The 16769-nt window shown below is 66.5% G+C and carries 17 protein-coding genes; 10 read left to right on the top strand and 7 right to left on the bottom strand.

Translation table 11 applies throughout. The annotated features are described in order from the left end of the window. Positions 1 to 337 precede the first annotated feature (337 nt). Both PLC66_RS17160 and PLC66_RS17155 read left to right on the top strand, forming a co-directional pair. The gene (locus PLC66_RS17160; RefSeq protein WP_324542590.1) at positions 338 to 853 is read left to right on the top strand and encodes an AmiS/UreI family transporter; all 516 of its coding nucleotides are present in this window, start codon (positions 338 to 340) and stop codon (positions 851 to 853) included. A gap of 309 nt (positions 854 to 1162) precedes the next feature. Beyond that, complete coding sequence (locus PLC66_RS17155) at positions 1163 to 2665, top strand: nucleobase:cation symporter-2 family protein (protein WP_324542588.1); 1503 nt, start codon at positions 1163 to 1165, stop codon at positions 2663 to 2665. Between the two features lie 95 nt (positions 2666 to 2760). Here PLC66_RS17155 and PLC66_RS17150 read toward each other — a convergent pair whose 3' ends face one another. Beyond that, positions 2761 to 3744, bottom strand: coding sequence for a LysR family transcriptional regulator (locus tag PLC66_RS17150; RefSeq protein WP_324542586.1), 984 nt, complete (start codon positions 3742 to 3744; stop codon positions 2761 to 2763). A gap of 117 nt (positions 3745 to 3861) precedes the next feature. On the opposite strand from PLC66_RS17150, the gene gcl reads away from it, so the two are divergent. The 6 genes from gcl to pyk all read left to right on the top strand — a co-directional run bounded on the left by gcl (position 3862) and on the right by pyk (position 9832). Further along, positions 3862 to 5637: a glyoxylate carboligase gene (gene gcl / locus PLC66_RS17145; protein ID WP_324542584.1), complete on the top strand. Its 1776-nt coding sequence runs from the start codon at positions 3862 to 3864 to the stop codon at positions 5635 to 5637. 73 nt (positions 5638 to 5710) lie between these two features. Continuing rightward, positions 5711 to 6490, top strand: a complete 780-nt coding sequence (gene hyi, locus PLC66_RS17140; RefSeq protein WP_324542582.1) for a hydroxypyruvate isomerase — start codon at positions 5711 to 5713, stop codon at positions 6488 to 6490. Positions 6491 to 6526: 36 nt separating this feature from the next. Next, positions 6527 to 7411, top strand: coding sequence for a 2-hydroxy-3-oxopropionate reductase (locus PLC66_RS17135; RefSeq protein ID WP_324542581.1), 885 nt, complete (start codon positions 6527 to 6529; stop codon positions 7409 to 7411). A gap of 121 nt (positions 7412 to 7532) precedes the next feature. Then, complete coding sequence (locus tag PLC66_RS17130) at positions 7533 to 7955, top strand: DUF3830 family protein (RefSeq protein WP_324542579.1); 423 nt, start codon at positions 7533 to 7535, stop codon at positions 7953 to 7955. A gap of 36 nt (positions 7956 to 7991) precedes the next feature. After that, a complete protein-coding gene (locus tag PLC66_RS17125; protein WP_324542578.1) occupies positions 7992 to 8417 on the top strand; it encodes a GlcG/HbpS family heme-binding protein in 426 nt (141 codons plus the stop codon). Further along, complete coding sequence (pyk, locus tag PLC66_RS17120) at positions 8414 to 9832, top strand: pyruvate kinase (RefSeq protein ID WP_324542577.1); 1419 nt, start codon at positions 8414 to 8416, stop codon at positions 9830 to 9832. Before PLC66_RS17125 ends, pyk begins: the two co-directional genes overlap by 4 nt. Positions 9833 to 9890: 58 nt before the next feature. Here the strand turns inward: pyk and ppa are convergent, their stop codons facing one another. From ppa to hemN, 4 genes are all read right to left on the bottom strand, one after another. Further along, positions 9891 to 10418, bottom strand: coding sequence for an inorganic diphosphatase (gene ppa / locus PLC66_RS17115; protein WP_324542576.1), 528 nt, complete (start codon positions 10416 to 10418; stop codon positions 9891 to 9893). A 90-nt stretch (positions 10419 to 10508) separates the two neighbouring features. Next, positions 10509 to 10718: a heavy-metal-associated domain-containing protein gene (locus tag PLC66_RS17110; RefSeq protein ID WP_324542574.1), complete on the bottom strand. Its 210-nt coding sequence runs from the start codon at positions 10716 to 10718 to the stop codon at positions 10509 to 10511. Positions 10719 to 10736: 18 nt separating this feature from the next. Continuing rightward, a complete protein-coding gene (locus PLC66_RS17105) occupies positions 10737 to 11447 on the bottom strand; it encodes a sulfite exporter TauE/SafE family protein (RefSeq protein WP_324542572.1) in 711 nt (236 codons plus the stop codon). A gap of 96 nt (positions 11448 to 11543) precedes the next feature. Further along, complete coding sequence (hemN, locus tag PLC66_RS17100; RefSeq protein ID WP_324542570.1) at positions 11544 to 12935, bottom strand: oxygen-independent coproporphyrinogen III oxidase; 1392 nt, start codon at positions 12933 to 12935, stop codon at positions 11544 to 11546. A 149-nt stretch (positions 12936 to 13084) separates the two neighbouring features. Here hemN and fnr point away from each other — a divergent pair, with 149 nt between their 5' ends. Further along, complete coding sequence (gene fnr / locus PLC66_RS17095) at positions 13085 to 13825, top strand: fumarate/nitrate reduction transcriptional regulator Fnr (RefSeq protein ID WP_324542568.1); 741 nt, start codon at positions 13085 to 13087, stop codon at positions 13823 to 13825. Positions 13826 to 13852: 27 nt separating this feature from the next. On the opposite strand, the gene PLC66_RS17090 is transcribed toward fnr, so the two are convergent. Next, positions 13853 to 14233, bottom strand: coding sequence for a SirB2 family protein (locus PLC66_RS17090; protein WP_324542566.1), 381 nt, complete (start codon positions 14231 to 14233; stop codon positions 13853 to 13855). Between the two features lie 100 nt (positions 14234 to 14333). On the opposite strand from PLC66_RS17090, the gene PLC66_RS17085 reads away from it, so the two are divergent. Next, positions 14334 to 15017 carry a Crp/Fnr family transcriptional regulator gene (locus PLC66_RS17085; protein ID WP_324542564.1) on the top strand — a complete coding sequence of 228 codons (684 nt, stop codon included), beginning with the start codon at positions 14334 to 14336 and terminating at the stop codon, positions 15015 to 15017. Positions 15018 to 15048: 31 nt separating this feature from the next. Here the strand turns inward: PLC66_RS17085 and PLC66_RS17080 are convergent, their stop codons facing one another. Then, the gene (locus tag PLC66_RS17080) at positions 15049 to 16737 is read right to left on the bottom strand and encodes a PHA/PHB synthase family protein (RefSeq protein WP_324542592.1); all 1689 of its coding nucleotides are present in this window, start codon (positions 16735 to 16737) and stop codon (positions 15049 to 15051) included. Between the last annotated feature and the right edge of the window lie 32 nt (positions 16738 to 16769).

Below are 16769 nucleotides of genomic sequence, written 5' to 3'. Positions count from 1 at the left end.
CCGTGTGCGACTTCATCGTCATCGATCGCAGCGGGCCGGGGCACAACTGCGACGAGATCCCGCTCGACCGCCCGGGCGTCATCGACGCGCGAGCGCAGCAGGCTGCAGACTGAATCCGCTTCTCCCATTCACCTGCGCGCGGGGGATGCCCGCTCCCCCCAATGTTCGCTGCATTGCAACAATACACGGAAGCTGATGGGCCCTATCCGCACCAGCCTGCCCCCGCTGCGGCCTTGACCCCTAGACTCTCACGCTCAGGCATCGCCGCAGCCATGCGCTCAGCACGCGCCCGATGCCCGACACCTCCCCATCCCTGGATTCCACACACCCTGCCCCCATGCTCCTCGGTCTATCGCTGTTCTACGTCGGTGCCGTCCTGATCCTGAACGGTCTGTGGATGCTCGGCCGCATCGGCGATCGCGAGATCTCGGTCATCAATGTCTTCACCGGCGGCCTGACCCTGCTGGTGGCGCTCAAGCTCGCCTTCGGCGAGGGCGCCGACGGCGCATCGATCAAGGCCGCAGCATTGTCGCTGCTGTTCTCCTTCACCTACCTGTGGGTCGCCTTCAACCGCTTCACCGGGGCGGACGGACGCGGGCTGGGCTGGTTCAGCCTGTTCGTGGCGATCACGGCCGTCCCGGTGGCAATCGATACTCTGAGTATCGCCTCGAGCACCTGGGACTGGTGGCTCGGGCTATCGTGGGCGGCCTGGTCCGTGCTGTGGCTGCTGTTCTTCCTGATGCTCGCGCTGCACAAGCCGATCACCCGCCTCACTGCCGGCGTCGCCATCGGCCAGGGCATCTTCACCGGCTGGCTGCCGGGCTACCTGCTGCTTTCCGGCGCCTTGCGCTAGGACGCCGGCCCCAACGCGGGCCGCCCGCCCCCCTCCTGTCTCCTCGAAGCAGAACGGCCACGTCCCTCACGGGGCGTGGCCGTTCTGCCTTGCGCCGCCGCAGCCTTGCCATCGCCCCGTCGCTCGCGCTCGCGCTCGCGCTCATCCATCGACATATAAGTTTTTGTATTCGGCTTATTAGCGAAGCCACGCTGCGCGCCGCCTTGCACTGCCTAGACTTGGCCCAGGTCAGTGATGATCGCCGCCCGAACGACAGGCCAGGCCGACGCTGTGGGGCGGAACGAAAACCATACAAGCAAGGAGACAAACATGTCCGACACCACCCGGGACGCCACCGCACAAGGCGTCCATCCCGTCGATGAGCGGCTGCCCAATGGCCGGCTATTCACCCTCGGCCTGCAGCATGTGCTGGTGATGTATGCCGGCGCCGTCGCCGTACCGCTGATCATCGGCCGCGCCCTGAACCTGAGCCCGGAGCAGGTGGCCCTGCTGATTTCCGCCGACCTGTTCTGCTGCGGCCTGGTCACCCTGATCCAGTCGCTCGGTTTCGGTCGCCACTTCGGCATCAAGCTGCCGGTGATGATGGGTGTCACCTTCGCCGCGGTCGGCCCGATGGTGGCGATGGCCAATGTCCAGGGCGGCCCCGAGGGGGCACGCGCGATCTTCGGCGCCATCATCGGTGCCGGCCTGATCTCGATCTTCATCGCGCCGCTGATGAGCCGGCTGTTGCGCTTCTTCCCGCCGGTGGTGACCGGCACCATCATCGCCATCATCGGCATCAGCCTGATGCGGGTGGGCATCGGCTGGGCAATGGGCGGGCCGGCCCACCTTGCCCAGAGCGTCGATGTGCCGGCCCTGGTGCAGATGGTCGATGGCGCGCGCGTCCAGGCGGAAGCCGCCGGCACGGCGCTGACCAAGCTGCCCGGCGCGATTCCGATGGTCGACAATGCCGCCTACGGCGCGCTCGACAACATGGCGGTGGCCGCCTTCGTGCTCGTCGCCATCCTGCTGCTGGTGCGCTACGGCAAGGGTTTCGTGGCCAACATCGCGGTGCTGCTCGGCATCGTGCTGGGCTGCGTGGTGGCTGCCGGCATGGGCAAGATGCATTTCGACCAGGTGGCAAAGGCGAACTGGTTCGATGTCGTCACCCCCTTCGCCTTCGGCATGCCGACCTTCGACATCGTCATGATCCTGACCATGACGCTGGTGATGGTGGTGGTGATGATCGAATCCACTGGCATGTTCCTCGCGCTGTCGGACATCACCGGCAAGCGCATCAGCCAGAAGGAGCTCGCCGCCGGCCTGCGCACCGACGGCCTGGGCACGGTGATCGGCGGTGTGTTCAACACCTTCCCCTACACCAGTTTCTCGCAGAATGTCGGCCTGGTGGGGGTGACCGGGGTCAAGAGTCGCTGGGTGTGCGTGGCTGCCGGCGTGATCATGATCGTGCTCGGCCTATTGCCGAAGATGGCCGCGCTGGTCGAGTCGGTGCCGACCTTCGTGCTCGGCGGCGCCGGCCTGGTGATGTTCGGCATGGTCGCGGCCACTGGCATCCGTATCCTCGCCAACGTCGACTTCAAGACCAACCGCAACAACCTGTACATCGTCGCCATCTCGATCGGCGTCGGCATGATCCCGCTGGTCGCGCCGCGCTGGACGCAGCACATGGCCCACGGCCTGCATCCGCTGCTCGAGTCCGGCATCCTGCTGACGGCGATCTCTGCGGTTGCGCTGAACCTGTACTTCAACGGCGGTCGCAAGGAAGACGAGGCCGCGAGCGTCGCCGCCGCCAAGCTTGCCGAAGCGCACTGATCGCCCCACCCGGCCCGCCGCCTGCGGGCCCTGCGGCGCACATCGAGTCGGCGCGGCCTTCGGGTCGCGCCGATTTGTCGTCCCGGCGATCGACCCTAGCCGCCAGCTGCCGCACTCGTGCCGCCGTCCGCCCTTGCGCCGCCTCCACGCTCCGCGCCGCCCTCGCCGCACACGAGGCCTTCCCAATACCCGGGCGCGTTGTAGATTCCCTTCAGATAGTCGATGAAACGCCGCACCTTGGCCGGCAGGTGGCGCTGCTGCGGATACACCGCCTGGATGTCGTAGCTCGGGACGGCGAACTCGTCGAGCACCGTGACCAGCTCGCCGCGCTTGAGCTCGGCCTGGATCTCCCAGGTCGAGCGCCAGCCCACGCCCAGGCCCTGCTTGACCCAGCCGAACAGCAGCTCGCCGTCGTTGCAGGCGAGGTCGCCGTCGGCGCGCACCGCAAACAGGCGCCCGTCGCGCTGGAAAGTCCAGCCGCGCTGCTGGCCGCCGGCGAGGTTGAAGGCGAGGCAGTTGTGGCGCGCGAGATCCTCGGGCTGGCGCGGGATGCCATGGCGGTCGAAGTAGTCCGGCGTGCCGCACACCACCCGCCGGTTGGGAAACAGCCGCACCGCGACGTAGTTGGGGTCGGTGACCTCGCCGATGCGGATCGCCATGTCATAACCCTCGCGCACCAGGTCGACCACGCTGTCGGTGAAGTTGAAGGACATCCTGAGCTCGGGATGCCGCGCCTTGAAGGCCGGTGCGTGCGGCGCCACATGGCGGCGGCCGAAGGCGGCCGGTGCCGACACCACGAGGTGACCGCGCACCACGTTGCGCCCGGCACTGACGCCACGCTCGATCTCGTCGAACTCGCGCAGCAACTGACGGCACTGCTCGAGGAACTGTTCGCCGAGCTCGGTGAGCGTCAGCCCACGCGTGGAACGGTGCATCAGCTTGACGCCGAGGCGTCTCTCCAGCCCGTCGAGGCGACGCCCCATCACCACCGGCGTGACGCCCTCGACGAGCGCGGCGGCGGCGAAGCTGCCCTTCTCGGCGACCAGCGCAAAGCTGCGTATCTCGGTATGGCGATCCATGGCATTCAATACCCAGAGTATCGACAGAAGCGATTTATACACCCATTCACGACGCCTCGCCCGCCCTCTATCCTGCAGCCATCGATTTCAACAACATCCCCTACGAGGAGACAGCAAATGGCCCGCATGAGAGCAGTCGACGCCGCCGCCGCGGTGATGCGCAAGGAAGGCGTGAGCACCGTGTTCGGTGTGCCCGGCGCCGCGATCAACCCGCTTTACTCGGCGATGAAGAAGAACGGCGGCTTCAAGCACATCCTCGGCCGCCACGTCGAGGGCGCCTCGCACATGGCCGAGGGCTATACCCGCGCCAAGGCCGGCAACATCGGCGTGTGCATCGGCACCTCCGGCCCCGCCGGCACCGACATGATCACCGGCCTGTACTCGGCCGCCGCCGACTCCATCCCCATCCTGTGCATCACCGGCCAGGCTCCGCGCGCCCGCCTGTACAAGGAGGACTTCCAGGCGGTCGACATCGAATCCATCGCCAAGCCGGTGACCAAGTGGGCGGTGACCGTGCGCGAGCCGGCCCTGGTGCCGCGCGTGTTCCAGCAGGCCTTCAGCATCATGCGCTCGGGCCGTCCCGGCCCGGTGCTGATCGATCTGCCTTTCGACGTGCAGATGGCCGAGATCGAGTTCGACATCGACACCTATGAACCGCTGCCCGCCTACAAGCCGGCCGCGACCCGCGCCCAGGCCGAGAAGGCGATGGACATGTTGAACGCCGCCGAGCGCCCGCTGATCGTCGCCGGCGGCGGCGTGCATAACGCCGACGCCGCCGCCCGCCTGCAGGAATTCGCCGAGCTCACCGGCGTGCCGGTGATCCCGACCCTGATGGGCTGGGGCAGCATCCCCGACGACCACCCGCTGATGGCCGGCATGGTCGGCCTGCAGACTTCGCACCGCTATGGCAACGCGACCATGCTGGCGTCGGACTTCGTGTTCGGCATCGGCAACCGCTGGGCCAACCGCCACACCGGCTCCGTCGAGGTCTATACCGAAGGGCGCAAGTTCGTGCATGTGGACATCGAGCCGACCCAGATCGGCCGCGTGTTCGGCCCCGACTACGGCATCGTGTCCGACGCCGGCGCCGCGCTCGACCGCCTGCTCGAGGTGGCACGCGAGATGAAGGCCGCCGGCACGCTGCGCGAGCGCAGCGCCTGGGTCGCCGAGTGCCAGCAGCGCAAGCGCACGCTGCAGCGCAAGACGCACTTCGACAACGTGCCGATGAAGCCGCAGCGCGTTTATGAGGAGATGAACCTCGCCTTCGGCAAGGACACCTGCTACGTCAGCACGATCGGCCTGTCGCAGATCGCCGCTGCCCAGTTCCTGCATGTGTACAAGCCGCGCCACTGGATCAACTGCGGCCAGGCCGGCCCGCTCGGCTGGACCATCCCGGCGGCATTGGGCGTGTGCGCAGCCGACCCGGAGCGCCGCGTGGTGGCGATCTCGGGCGACTACGACTTCCAGTTCATGATCGAGGAGCTGGCGGTGGGCGCGCAGTTCAAGCTGCCTTACCTGCACGTGCTGGTGAATAACGCCTACCTCGGCCTGATCCGCCAGTCGCAGCGTGGCTTCGACATGGATTACTGTGTGCAGCTCGCGTTCGAGAACATCAACGCACCCGAGACCGAGGGCTATGGCGTCGATCACGTTGCCGTGGTCGAGGGTCTGGGCTGCAAGGCGATCCGCGTGCGCAAGGCCGAAGACATCCAGCCCGCCTTTGCCCAGGCGCAGCAGTGGATGGAAGAATTCCGCGTGCCGGTGGTGGTCGAGATCATCCTCGAGCGCGTGACCAACATCTCGATGGGCACCGAGATCAACGCCATCAACGAGTTCGAGGAGCTCGCCGAACGCGGTGCGGACGCCCCGACCGCGATCTCGATGCTCGACTGAGTGCATCGCTGCGGGAGTCGGTCCTGGCCGCTCCCGCCCTGCCCGCCCGCAACTGCAAACCGGAGAAACGGACATGCCGAAGTTCAACGCCAACCTCACCATGCTGTTCAACGAAGTGCCCTTCCTCGACCGCTTCCAGGCGGCCGCCGAAGCCGGCTTCAAGGGCGTGGAATTCCTCTTCCCCTACGCATTCGACAAGGGCGAGATCGCCGAGCGCCTCGACAGGCACGGCCTCGTCCAGGTGCTGCACAACCTGCCGGCGGGCAACTGGGAAGGGGGCGAGCGTGGCATCGCCTGCCATCCGGACCGGGTCGGCGAGTTCCAGGACGGTGTCGGCCGCGCCATCGACTACGCCACCGCGCTCGGCTGCAAGCAGGTGAACTGCCTCGCCGGCATCGCGCCGGCCGACGTGGCTGCGGACAAGGTGCACGAAACCTTGGTCGCCAACCTGCGCTTTGCCGCCGCCAAGCTCGAGGCAGCGGGCATCCGCCTGCTGGTGGAGCCGATCAACACCTTCGACATCCCGGGCTTCTACCTCAACCGCACCGCGCAGGCGATCGCACTGATCGACGAGGTCGGATCAAGCAACCTGTACCTGCAGCACGACATCTATCACATGCAGCGCATGGAGGGCGAGCTCGCCAACACCATCGCCCGCCATCTGCCGAAGATCGCCCACATGCAGATCGCCGACAACCCGGGCCGCAACGAGCCGGGCACGGGCGAGATCAACTACGCCTGGCTGTTCCGCTTCATCGACGGGCTCGGCTACGACGGCTGGATCGGCTGCGAATACAAGCCCGCCGCCGGCACCCGCGAGGGCCTGGGCTGGCGCCAGGCGCTGGCCGGCTGAACACCCACGCAATCATCGACATCAGGAGACAAGGACATGGCTAACATCGGATTCATCGGACTCGGCATCATGGGCGCGCCCATGGCGGGCCACCTGCTCAAGGGCGGCCACACCGTCCACACATTCACCCACGGTGACACCCCGGCGGCGCTGCTCGAGGCCGGCGCCAAGGTCTGCACCAACGGCGCCGAGGTCGCGCGCCAGGCCGACATCATCATCACCATGGTGCCGGACACGCCGCACGTCGAGGACGCGCTGTTCAACCCCGAAGGCGTCGCCGCCGGCCTGTCGAAGGGCAAGATCGTGGTGGACATGAGCTCGATCTCGCCGGTCGCCACCAAGGAGTTCGCCAGGCGGATCAATGCGCTCGGCTGCGAATACCTCGACGCGCCGGTCTCCGGCGGCGAGGTCGGCGCCAAGGCAGCGAGCCTGACCATCATGGTCGGCGGCAGCGAGGCCTCCTTCGACAAGGTCAAGCCGCTGTTCGAGCTGATGGGCAAGAACATCACGCTGGTGGGCGGCAATGGCGACGGCCAGATCACCAAGGTCGCCAACCAGATCATCGTCGCGCTCAACATCGAGGCGGTCGGCGAGGCCCTGTTGCTGGCGGCCAAGGCCGGTGCCGACCCCGCCAAGGTGCGCCAGGCGCTGATGGGCGGCTTCGCCAACTCGCGCATCCTCGAGGTCCATGGCGAGCGCATGGTCAAGCGCACCTTCGACCCGGGCTTCCGCATCGAGCTGCACCAGAAGGATCTCAACCTCGCGCTCACCACCGCGCGCCAGCTCGGCGTGTCGCTGCCCAACACCGCCACCGCGCAGGAGCTGTTCAACGCCTGCGCGGCGCACGGCGGTGCCAAGTGGGACCACTCGGCGATGGTGCGCGCGCTGGAGAAGATGGCGAATTTCGAAATCGGACAATAACGGCCGGCGTATCCCGGCCGTCCGAATCGCGGTCGATAATCACGAGGCGTCGGCATCGACCGGCGCCCCGGGCGGCGGGTACTCCCCGACCCGTCGCCCACCTCACCAAAGGAGATCCCCGATGCGCCACCTCGCCATCGACGTCGGCACGACGCGTTTCGTCGCGCGTCTGGAAGAAGCCGCTGCGCCGAAGACCTGCGCCGCCTTCCTGAAACTGCTGCCCTTTTCCAATCAGGTCATCCATTCGCGCTGGAGCGGCGAGGCGGTGTGGGTTCCGCTCGGCGACTTCGACACCGGCGTCGGCTTCGAGAACCACACCAGCCACCCGTCGCGCGGCGACATCCTGCTCTACCCCGGCGGCTTCTCGGAGACCGAGATCCTGTTCGCCTATGGCAGCAGCTGCTTCGCGAGCAAGATGGGCCAGCTCGCCGGCAACCACTTCCTGACCGTGGTCGAAGGTGCCGATCAACTCTACGAGATGGGGCGGACGGTTTTGTGGAAGGGTGCGCAATGGATCCGCTTCACCGATCTGGGCGAGCGCTGAGGCGCTGCCGACACAACGAAAAGGAAGAGACACGCAATGAAAAGCACCCACGCCTTGACGCTTGCCGACGTCAAGAAGATCGCTGCCGCGGCCGAGGCCGAGGCCCGCGCCCATGGCTGGGCCGTCAGCATCGCCATCTGCGACGCCGGCGGCCATGCCCTGTGGCTGCAGCGCATGGACGGCGCGCCGCTGATGAGTGCCGCCGTCGCCCCCGAGAAGGCCCGCACCTCGGTGCTCAGCGGCAAGCCGAGCAAGGCCTTCGAGGACATGGTCAACAACGGCCGCTTTGCCGCGCTGGCCATGCCGGTGGTGCCGCTCGAGGGCGGCGAACCGATCGTCGTTGAAGGCTCGATCATCGGCGCAGTGGGCGTCTCCGGGGTCAAGGCGGGCGAGGACGCGCAGGTCGCCCGCGCCGGTGTCACCGCCCTCGAGCTGTCCCACACACTGGAGCACGCGGCATGAAACGCGAACGCAGCGCCCGCATCCTCGCCACCCTGGGCCCGGCCAGCTCCACCCGTGAGCGTATCCGCGAGCTGGCCGCGGCCGGCGCCGATGTGTTCCGCCTCAACTTCAGCCACGGCAGCCATGCCGACCATGCCGAACGTCTCGCCCTGATCCGCGAGGTCGAGCAGGAGATCGGCCGCCCGATCGGCGTGCTGATGGACCTGCAAGGTCCGAAGCTGCGTGTCGGACGCTTCGCCGAAGGCAAGGTCACCCTCAGCCCCGGGGCGCGCTTGCGGCTCGACCTCGACCCCGCCGCCGGCGACGCCCGCCGGGTCAACCTGCCCCACCCCGAGATCTTCGCCGCGCTCGAGGCCGGCACCGAACTGCTGCTCGACGATGGCAAGCTGCGCCTGCGCGTCGATGCCTTCGGCCCCGACTTTGCCGATACCACGGTCGTCGTGGGCGGCGTGCTGTCGGACCGCAAGGGGGTCAACGTGCCCGGTGTGGTGCTGCCGATCTCGCCACTCACCGCCAAGGACAGGGCCGATCTCGACTTCGGCCTGTCGCTCGGGGTGGACTGGGTGGCGCTGTCCTTCGTGCAGCGCCCCGAGGACCTGCGCGAGGCACGCGAGATCATCGGCGACCGCGCGTGGGTCATGGCAAAGCTGGAAAAGCCCGCCGCCATCGACCAGCTCGAGCCCATCGTGGCCCTTGCCGACGGCATCATGGTGGCGCGCGGCGACCTTGGCGTCGAACTGCCGCCGCAGCAGGTGCCGGTGCTGCAGCGGCGCATCGTGCGCGCGGCACGGGCCGCCGGCAAGCCGGTGGTGGTGGCGACGCAGATGCTGGAGTCGATGATCAGCGCGCCGGTGCCCACGCGCGCGGAGGCCTCGGACGTCGCCACCGCGATCTACGACGGCGCCGACGCGGTCATGCTGTCGGCCGAGTCGGCATCCGGCCAGTACCCGGTGGAGGCGGTCAGCATCATGCACCGCATCATCTGCGAAGTGGAGCAGGATCCGGCCTGGCGTACCGGCCTGGAGGCGAGCCACACCCCCGCCGAGGCCAACACGCCCGACGCCATCTGCTGCGCGCTGCGCCGTGTGGCCGGCCTGCTCGAGCCGGCCGCCACGGTCGCGTACACGACGACCGGCTTCAGCAGCCTGCGCGCCAGCCGCGAGCGGCCGGCAACGCCGATCCTGGCGCTGACCCCGCATCTGGGCACGGCCCGCCGTCTGGCCCTGGTGTGGGGCGTGCACCCCGTGCCCTTCGAGGAGGTGCATGACGTCGCCGAGATGGTGGACCATGCCGCCAGTGCCGCGGTGGCACACGACTTCGCCCGCCCGGGAGACGTCGTGGTCGTGATCGCCGGCCTGCCCTTCGGCAAGAGCGGCAGCACCAACCTGCTGCACGTGGCGCGCATCCCGCGCTGAGCGTACAAGGGACGAAAAAAAACCGCGGAATCCCGCGGTTTTTTTGTGCTGTGCGCGCTTACTTCTTGCCGGCAGCCAGACCGTTCACGATTTCCTGCTTGGCTTCCTCGACCGTGCCCCAGCCCAGAATCTTGACCCACTTGCCGGGCTCGAGGTCCTTGTAGTGCTCGAAGAAATGCACCGTCTGCTTCATCAGCAGCTCGGGCAGGTCGTCGGTGGTCTGGACCTTGTCGTACAGCGGCGTCAGCTTGGACACCGGCACGGCGACGACCTTGGCATCCACGCCGCCGTCGTCTTCCATCTTCAGCACGCCCACCGGACGGCAGCGGATGACGACGCCCGGAGCCAGCGGGAAGGGGGTCACGACCAGCACGTCCACCGGGTCGCCATCACCGGCGATGGTGTGCGGCACATAGCCGTAGTTGAGCGGGTAACGCATCGAGGTGCCCATGAAGCGGTCGACAAAGACGGCGCCGCTGTCCTTGTCCACCTCGAACTTGATCGGATCGCCCTGCGCGGAGATCTCGATGATGACATTGATGTCGTTCGGCACGTCCTTGCCGGCGCTGACCAGATCAAAACCCATGATTCCCTCCCGTGGAAAAATTGTGCGCGGATTATAGGGGGAAACCGCGATGTCTTGCACGGCGTCGCTGCCCGTGTCGCATGGCCCCAATCAGGCTGGAGCGTCGAAGCCGGCGTCCTCGACCGCGGCGCGCAGCGCCTCGACCGAGACCTGGGCCGGGTCGTAGCGCACCGCGGCCGAAGCCCCCTCGAGCGAGACCTGCACCTGCTCGACGCCTGGCAGCGCCTGCAGCACGCCGGTCACGTTCTTCACGCAGCCTCCGCAGCTCATGCCCAGGACCTTGATCGTCACTTCGTTCATGCCTTACTCCTCGTCATCTCAGGTCACGCACACCACGCCGCTCCACAGGTCGCCGCCGAGGCTGGGCGCATGGTAGAGCCCGAACAGGCCGAAGCCGAGCACGAGCAGGCCCGATGCCAGACGCACCTTGCGATTGCGGGTGAAGTCACGGAAACGCTTGAACAGCATGCCGGCCAGCAGCAGGTTGGGCAGCGTGCCCAGGCCGAAGGCCAGCATCAGGCCGGCACCGCGCGCCCCGGAGCCGGTCACCAGCGCGGTGGCGAGAATCGAATACGTCAGGCCGCAGGGGATGAAGCCCCACAGCAGCCCCAGCGGCAGTGCCTGCTTGACCGAGCGCGCCGGCAGGAAACGGCGGGTGGCGGGCTGGATGCGCCGCCACAGCAGGTGGCCGAGGCGCTCGACCGGGGCCAGCAGGCGGGTGAAACCGGTGAGGTAGAGACCGAGCGCCACCAGCATCAGGTTGGCGAGCACGTACAGCGTCATCTGCACCGGCAGCATGCCGTCGTACAGCATGCCGACCGAGCCAAGCGCACCGACCAGGCCGCCGAGTGCAGTGTAGGTGCTGACGCGCCCGAGGTTGTAGGCCAGGTGCAGCGGCCATTGCGGCTTGCTGCCCGGCGTCTGCACCTGCATCGTGAGCGCACCGACGATGCCGCCGCACATCGACACGCAGTGCGTGCCGCCGAGCAGTCCGATCAGGAAGACGGCAAGGTAACCGGTTTCAGGCATGACGGCTCCGGCGCATGGCCGACAAGGACGAAACCGTCATTTTACGCTGCACTGCAGGAAGGGTAGGCGGCAAATGCAGTTTGGCGGCAAGTGCGCTCAGATCACCCGCGAGTAGCGTGCGCGCTCGCGATCGGCACGCAGGTAGCGGTCGAACACCATCGCAATGCCGCGCACCAACAGGCGCCCGGCGGGCTCGACGCTGATCCAGTCGCCGTCGATCTTGAGCAGGCCGGCCTTCTCCATCTCGGCCAGGTCGGCGAGCTCGTCGGCGAAGTAGTCGCGGAAATTGATCAGGTGGGCAATCTCGATCGACTGCATCGACAGCTCGAAATGGCACATCAGCGCCTGGATGATGGCGCGCCGCAGCAGGTCGTCGGCGGTGAGTTCGATGCCGCGCAGCACCGGCAGCTCGTCGCGGTCGAGCGCATCGTAGTACTCGTCGAGCGTCTTCACGTTCTGCGCATACACCGGCCCGATCTTGCCGATCGCCGACACGCCGAAGGCGAGCAGGTCGCATTCGGCCTGGGTCGAGTAGCCCTGGAAGTTGCGGTGCAGCCGGCCCTGGCGCTGGGCGACGGTGAGCTCATCGTCCGGCTTGGCGAAGTGGTCCATGCCGATGTAGACGTAGCCGGCCCCGGTCAGGCGGCGGATGCCGAGCTGCAGCAACTGCAGCTTGGTGTCGGCGCTGGGCATGTCGCCGGTCTGGATACGCCGCTGCGGCTTGAACAGCCCCGGCAGGTGGGCGTAGCTGTAGAGCGAGATGCGGTCGGGCGAGATCTCGAGCACCTGCTCGAGCGTGCGGTTGAAACTGATCACGTTCTGCTTGGGCAGGCCGTAGATCAGGTCCATGCTCACCGACTTGAAGCCGGTGGCGCGCGCGGCGTCGATGACGAGCTTGGTCTCGTCGTAGCTCTGGATGCGATTGACCGCCGCCTGCACGTCCTCGGCGAAGTCCTGCACGCCCACGCTCATGCGGTTGAAGCCCAGGTCGGCGAGCAGCTTGACGGTGTCGAAATCGACCTTGCGCGGATCGACCTCGATCGAATATTCGCCGTTGGGCACCAGCGTGAAGTGCTCACGCACCGCGTCCATCAGCTCGCGCATCTCGTCATGCGACAGGAAGGTGGGGGTGCCGCCGCCGAGGTGAAGCTGGGTGACCTGGCGGCTGCCCTCGAGGCAGGCCGCCTGCATGGCGATCTCTTTCGCCAGGTATTTCAGGTACTTGGCCGAGCGCCCATGATCCTTGGTGATGATCTTGTTGCAGGCGCAGTAGTAGCAGATCGTGTTACAGAATGGGATGTGGAAGTATAATGAGAGCGGTCTGCTGACGCCGCCGACGGCCCGCTTTGCGAGCCACGCCTTGAGCGCATCCGCGTTGAAGGCCTCGACGAAGCGGTCCGCTGTCGGATAAGAGGTGTACCGCGGTCCGTTAATGTCGAATTTACGGATCAGTTGCGGATCGAAGATGAGTTCGTTCTGGCTTTTCATAGTCTTGCTGCTGCAGTGTGTGCCAAACAATGGCAGATCACCGCAGGTTTTTGGTTGACGTGGGTCAACGGGCATGAAACCTTGCCCGGCCGACCAACCAGCGGATCTGGTTTGGCGTCTTTTGTCAGGGAAGCAGGATTATCGTGCAGATGAGGGCAAGTGTGCCGATTACCGTGAATGGGCTGAAATCGGCCTGTTCGCAGTGCAACCTGGTGGAGTTGTGTCTGCCCTTCGGCATGTCGGACAGCGAACTGAGCCGACTCGACGAACTGGTCGGCGCCCGCCGCAAGGTCAAGCGCCAGCAGAGCCTTTATCGTGCAGGCGACGCCTTCGAGGCCATCTACGCGATTCGCGCCGGTTCGTTCAAGACCGACGTGCTGCTCGAGGACGGCCGCGAGCAGGTCACCGGCTTCCAGATGACGGGCGAGATCCTCGGTCTGGACGGCATCAGCACCGAGGCGCACAGCTGCAACGCGATCGCACTCGAAGACAGCGAGGTGTGCGTGATCGCGTACGACAAGCTCGAGCAGATGTCGCACGAGGTCGAAGGCCTGCAGCTGCAGTTCCACAAGGTGATGAGCCGCGAGATCGTGCGTGACCACGGCGTGATGATGCTGCTGGGCTCGATGCGCGCCGAGGAGCGCCTCGCCGCCTTCCTGCTCAACATGTCGCAACGCTTCAATGCACGCGGTTTCTCGGCCCAGGAATTCAACCTGCGCATGACGCGCGAGGAGATCGGCTCCTATCTCGGACTCAAGCTCGAGACGGTGTCGCGCGCGTTCTCGCGCTTTCAGGAGGATGGCCTGATCGCGGTGCAACAGAAGCACGTGATGCTGCTGGAGCCGGCCGGACTCAAGAAGCTCATCCAGCACCAGCACGGCGCGCGCTGAGCGCCACCAGCGTGCTTGTTTGCCGCCTCAGGCCAGAAAGCCGGCGATCTGCTTCGTCATCGCCACCGACGCGATCCACGCATACACCAGCAAGGCGGCGATGAAGGCCGACACACGGACCGTCAGGGTGCGGCCGCGCTTGAGCGCCACCGTGCCCAGCCCGATGTAGGCGAGCAGTCCCAGGACCTTGGCCGTCACCCAGTCGGCGGCGAAGGGATACTGGGCGATCATCACCGCCAGCGCGATGGCGGACAGCAGCAGCACGCTGTCGATGACGTGAGGCAGCACGCGCGTGAACCGGTGCTTGAGCAGCGGGCTGCCCGAGATCATCCACAGGCCGCGCAACAGGAAACCCGCGACGCTGAGGACGACGCAGCTTACGTGCAGGTGTTTGAGTGCGTAGTACATCCCTTCTCCTTGCCGTGCCCGGCTCCACTGCCAGGCGCGAGCGGTCCAGTATTGTGGCCGCTCTCGATTAATATTACGACTCGTTCCGGAGAGTCCGCCGATGCCCCAACACGCCACGCTCGATATTTCGTCCCTCCTGCACCGCATCCCCCTGTTCAGCGAACTGTCGGAGGCGGACATCCAGCGCGTGTCGCGTTACACCCGCGACCGTCACGTCGCCCGGGGCGAGGTGCTGTTCCAGCGCGGTGACCAGCCCCATGGCTTTTACTTCGTCGTCTCCGGCCAGATCAAGCTCGCCTTCTCCTCTCCCCAAGGGACGGAGAAGGTGGTCGAGATCGTCGGTGCCATGCAGAGCTTTGGCGAGGCGGTGATGTTCATGAACCGCCCCTACCCGGTGTTTGCCGAGGCCCTCACCGACAGCGTGCTGATCCACGTCGGCCAGGCCGTGGTCACCGAACTCATCGACCAGGACTCGACCTTTGCGCACAAGCTTCTGGCGGGCATGGCGATTCGATTGCACAGCCTGGTGCAGGACGTCGAGACGTATTCGCTGCGCTCCAGCATGCAGCGTGTGATCGGCTACCTGCTGCAGGTTGCCGACAGCGACACGCCGTGCGAGATTGCGCTGCCGACCAGCAAGCAGGTCATCGCCTCGCGCCTGAACCTGACGCCCGAGACCCTGTCGCGGATCTTCCATGATCTCAGCGAGGCCGGCCTGATCAGCGTCCAGGGCAAGCGCATCACCCTGCATGACCCGGCACGGCTCGCACGCCACAACAGTTGAGCACCTTCACCCGCGCGCGGTCGACTCGCGCTCAGCGCTCGAGCACGTACTGACCGGGCGCCGGTACCAGCGCCGGAAAGTCCTCCGTCGCGGCCGGACGCGCGGCAACCAGGCGCCCGGCACGTGGCTTGAGCCAGCCCATCCAGTCTTCCCACCAGCTGCCTGCGCTCTCCTGCACCCCTTGGCGCCAGGCATCGGCCGTGTCGTTGCGCTCGCTCGGCCCCACCCAGTAGCGCCGCTTGGGCGGATCGACCACCGGATTCACGATACCCAGGATGTGACCCGAGCTGGACAGCACCTGCCGTACCGGGCCATTGACATGGTGTACGACCTTGAAGGTCTGGCGCCAGGGTGCGATGTGGTCGTCCTCGGCCGCGACCGCATAAAGCGGTTGCTTGATTTCCCCCAGGTCCAGCGCCTCGCCGGCCACACTCAGCGCGCCAGGCTGGATCAGTCGGTTGTCCAGATAGAGCTCGCGCAGGTACCAGGCATGCATGCGATAAGGCATGCGGGTAGCGTCCATGTTCCAGTAGAGGACGTCGAACGGCGGCGGCTTCTCGCCGTACAGCCAGCCATGCACGACGTAATGCCAGATCAGGCTGTTGGAGCGCAGCAGGCGGAAGGAGGCGGCCATGTCCTTGCCGTCGAGGTAGCCCCTGCGCGCCATCTGCTCGGTCAGGTAGCGGATGCTGCTCTCGTCGATGAAGACCTCGATGTCGCCTGGCTTGTGGAAGTCGACCAGGGTGGTGAGGAGCGTCCAGTCCGCAACCGGCATCGCCTCCTCGCCGTAGTGGCGATTGGCCCAGGCCATGTACATCGCCAGCGCAGTGCCACCGATGCAGTAGCCCACTGCGTGCACCCGTGCCGCCCCGGTGAAACGACGCGCGACCTGCACGATCGCGTCCACGCCCTCGAGCAGATAGTCGTCGAAGCCGACGTCGCGCATGGAGGCGTCCGGGTTCTTCCAGCTCGTGATGAAGACATCGAGGCCCTGATCGAGCAGGAAGCGGATCATGCTCTTTTTGGGCACCAGATCGAGCACGTAGAACTTGTTGATCCAGGGCGTGACGATCACCACCGGCTCGGTGCAGACCCGCTTCTGTGTCGGCGCGTAGTGGATGACCTCGAGCAGGCGGTTGCGGAAGATCACCGCGCCCGGCGTGGTGGCGAGATTCTCGCCGACACGGAAGTCATCCGGACTCGTCATGCGAACGTCGCCCGCCTGCATGTCGTCGAGGAAGTTCTGCAGGCCGCGCATGATGCTTTCGCCGCGGGTCTCCAGGGCCTTGCGCAAGGCCACCGGATTGGTCCAGAAGAAATTGGTCGGCGCCACCGCGTTGAGCCACTTCCGCCACCAGAAGGCGGCACGCCGCCGCTCCTTGCTCGACAACCCGGGCGTCTCGTACAACATGTCCTGGGTATGGTGGGTGAAGGCGAGATACCACTCCTTGATGAGGTCCCAGGTCGGCCGCTCGGTCCACACCGGATCGGCGAAACGCGCGTCGTCGGCGTTGGGCGAGATCGGATCCTCGCTGGGAATGCCGCGCAGCCTGTCCCAGGTGTGGAGTTGCAGCCGCCACAAGTCGTTGGACAGGCTGGCGAGGTGCTCGGCAAGCTCCTGCGGGTGCGCCATCCAGGCCAGCTGCGCATGGACGATCGGCGCAGCCATGCCGAGCGGATCGATCGAGCCCTCGACCTGGTCGTGCAGGCGATTCAACATGCCCGACATGCGGTGATTGCGAGTCGACGCCC

It is taken from the genome of Thauera sp., from assembly GCF_035444905.1.
Taxonomy (GTDB): domain Bacteria; phylum Pseudomonadota; class Gammaproteobacteria; order Burkholderiales; family Rhodocyclaceae; genus Thauera.
The sequence above is the reverse complement of the archived record's forward strand: the minus strand, read 5'-3'. Positions and strand labels throughout refer to the sequence as shown.

Bases quoted from the DNA above. Each gene is read 5' to 3' on its own strand.
- PLC66_RS17160 (WP_324542590.1), top strand. From the start codon at position 338: ATGCTCCTCGGTCTATCGCTGTTCTACGTCGGTGCCGTCCTGATCCTG.
- PLC66_RS17155 (WP_324542588.1), top strand. From the start codon at position 1,163: ATGTCCGACACCACCCGGGACGCCACCGCACAAGGCGTCCATCCCGTC.
- PLC66_RS17150 (WP_324542586.1), bottom strand. From the start codon at position 3,744: ATGGATCGCCATACCGAGATACGCAGCTTTGCGCTGGTCGCCGAGAAG.
- gcl (WP_324542584.1), top strand. From the start codon at position 3,862: ATGGCCCGCATGAGAGCAGTCGACGCCGCCGCCGCGGTGATGCGCAAG.
- hyi (WP_324542582.1), top strand. From the start codon at position 5,711: ATGCCGAAGTTCAACGCCAACCTCACCATGCTGTTCAACGAAGTGCCC.
- PLC66_RS17135 (WP_324542581.1), top strand. From the start codon at position 6,527: ATGGCTAACATCGGATTCATCGGACTCGGCATCATGGGCGCGCCCATG.
- PLC66_RS17130 (WP_324542579.1), top strand. From the start codon at position 7,533: ATGCGCCACCTCGCCATCGACGTCGGCACGACGCGTTTCGTCGCGCGT.
- PLC66_RS17125 (WP_324542578.1), top strand. From the start codon at position 7,992: ATGAAAAGCACCCACGCCTTGACGCTTGCCGACGTCAAGAAGATCGCT.
- pyk (WP_324542577.1), top strand. From the start codon at position 8,414: ATGAAACGCGAACGCAGCGCCCGCATCCTCGCCACCCTGGGCCCGGCC.
- ppa (WP_324542576.1), bottom strand. From the start codon at position 10,418: ATGGGTTTTGATCTGGTCAGCGCCGGCAAGGACGTGCCGAACGACATC.
- PLC66_RS17110 (WP_324542574.1), bottom strand. From the start codon at position 10,718: ATGAACGAAGTGACGATCAAGGTCCTGGGCATGAGCTGCGGAGGCTGC.
- PLC66_RS17105 (WP_324542572.1), bottom strand. From the start codon at position 11,447: ATGCCTGAAACCGGTTACCTTGCCGTCTTCCTGATCGGACTGCTCGGC.
- hemN (WP_324542570.1), bottom strand. From the start codon at position 12,935: ATGAAAAGCCAGAACGAACTCATCTTCGATCCGCAACTGATCCGTAAA.
- fnr (WP_324542568.1), top strand. From the start codon at position 13,085: ATGAGGGCAAGTGTGCCGATTACCGTGAATGGGCTGAAATCGGCCTGT.
- PLC66_RS17090 (WP_324542566.1), bottom strand. From the start codon at position 14,233: ATGTACTACGCACTCAAACACCTGCACGTAAGCTGCGTCGTCCTCAGC.
- PLC66_RS17085 (WP_324542564.1), top strand. From the start codon at position 14,334: ATGCCCCAACACGCCACGCTCGATATTTCGTCCCTCCTGCACCGCATC.
- PLC66_RS17080 (WP_324542592.1), bottom strand. From the start codon at position 16,737: ATGTTGAATCGCCTGCACGACCAGGTCGAGGGCTCGATCGATCCGCTC.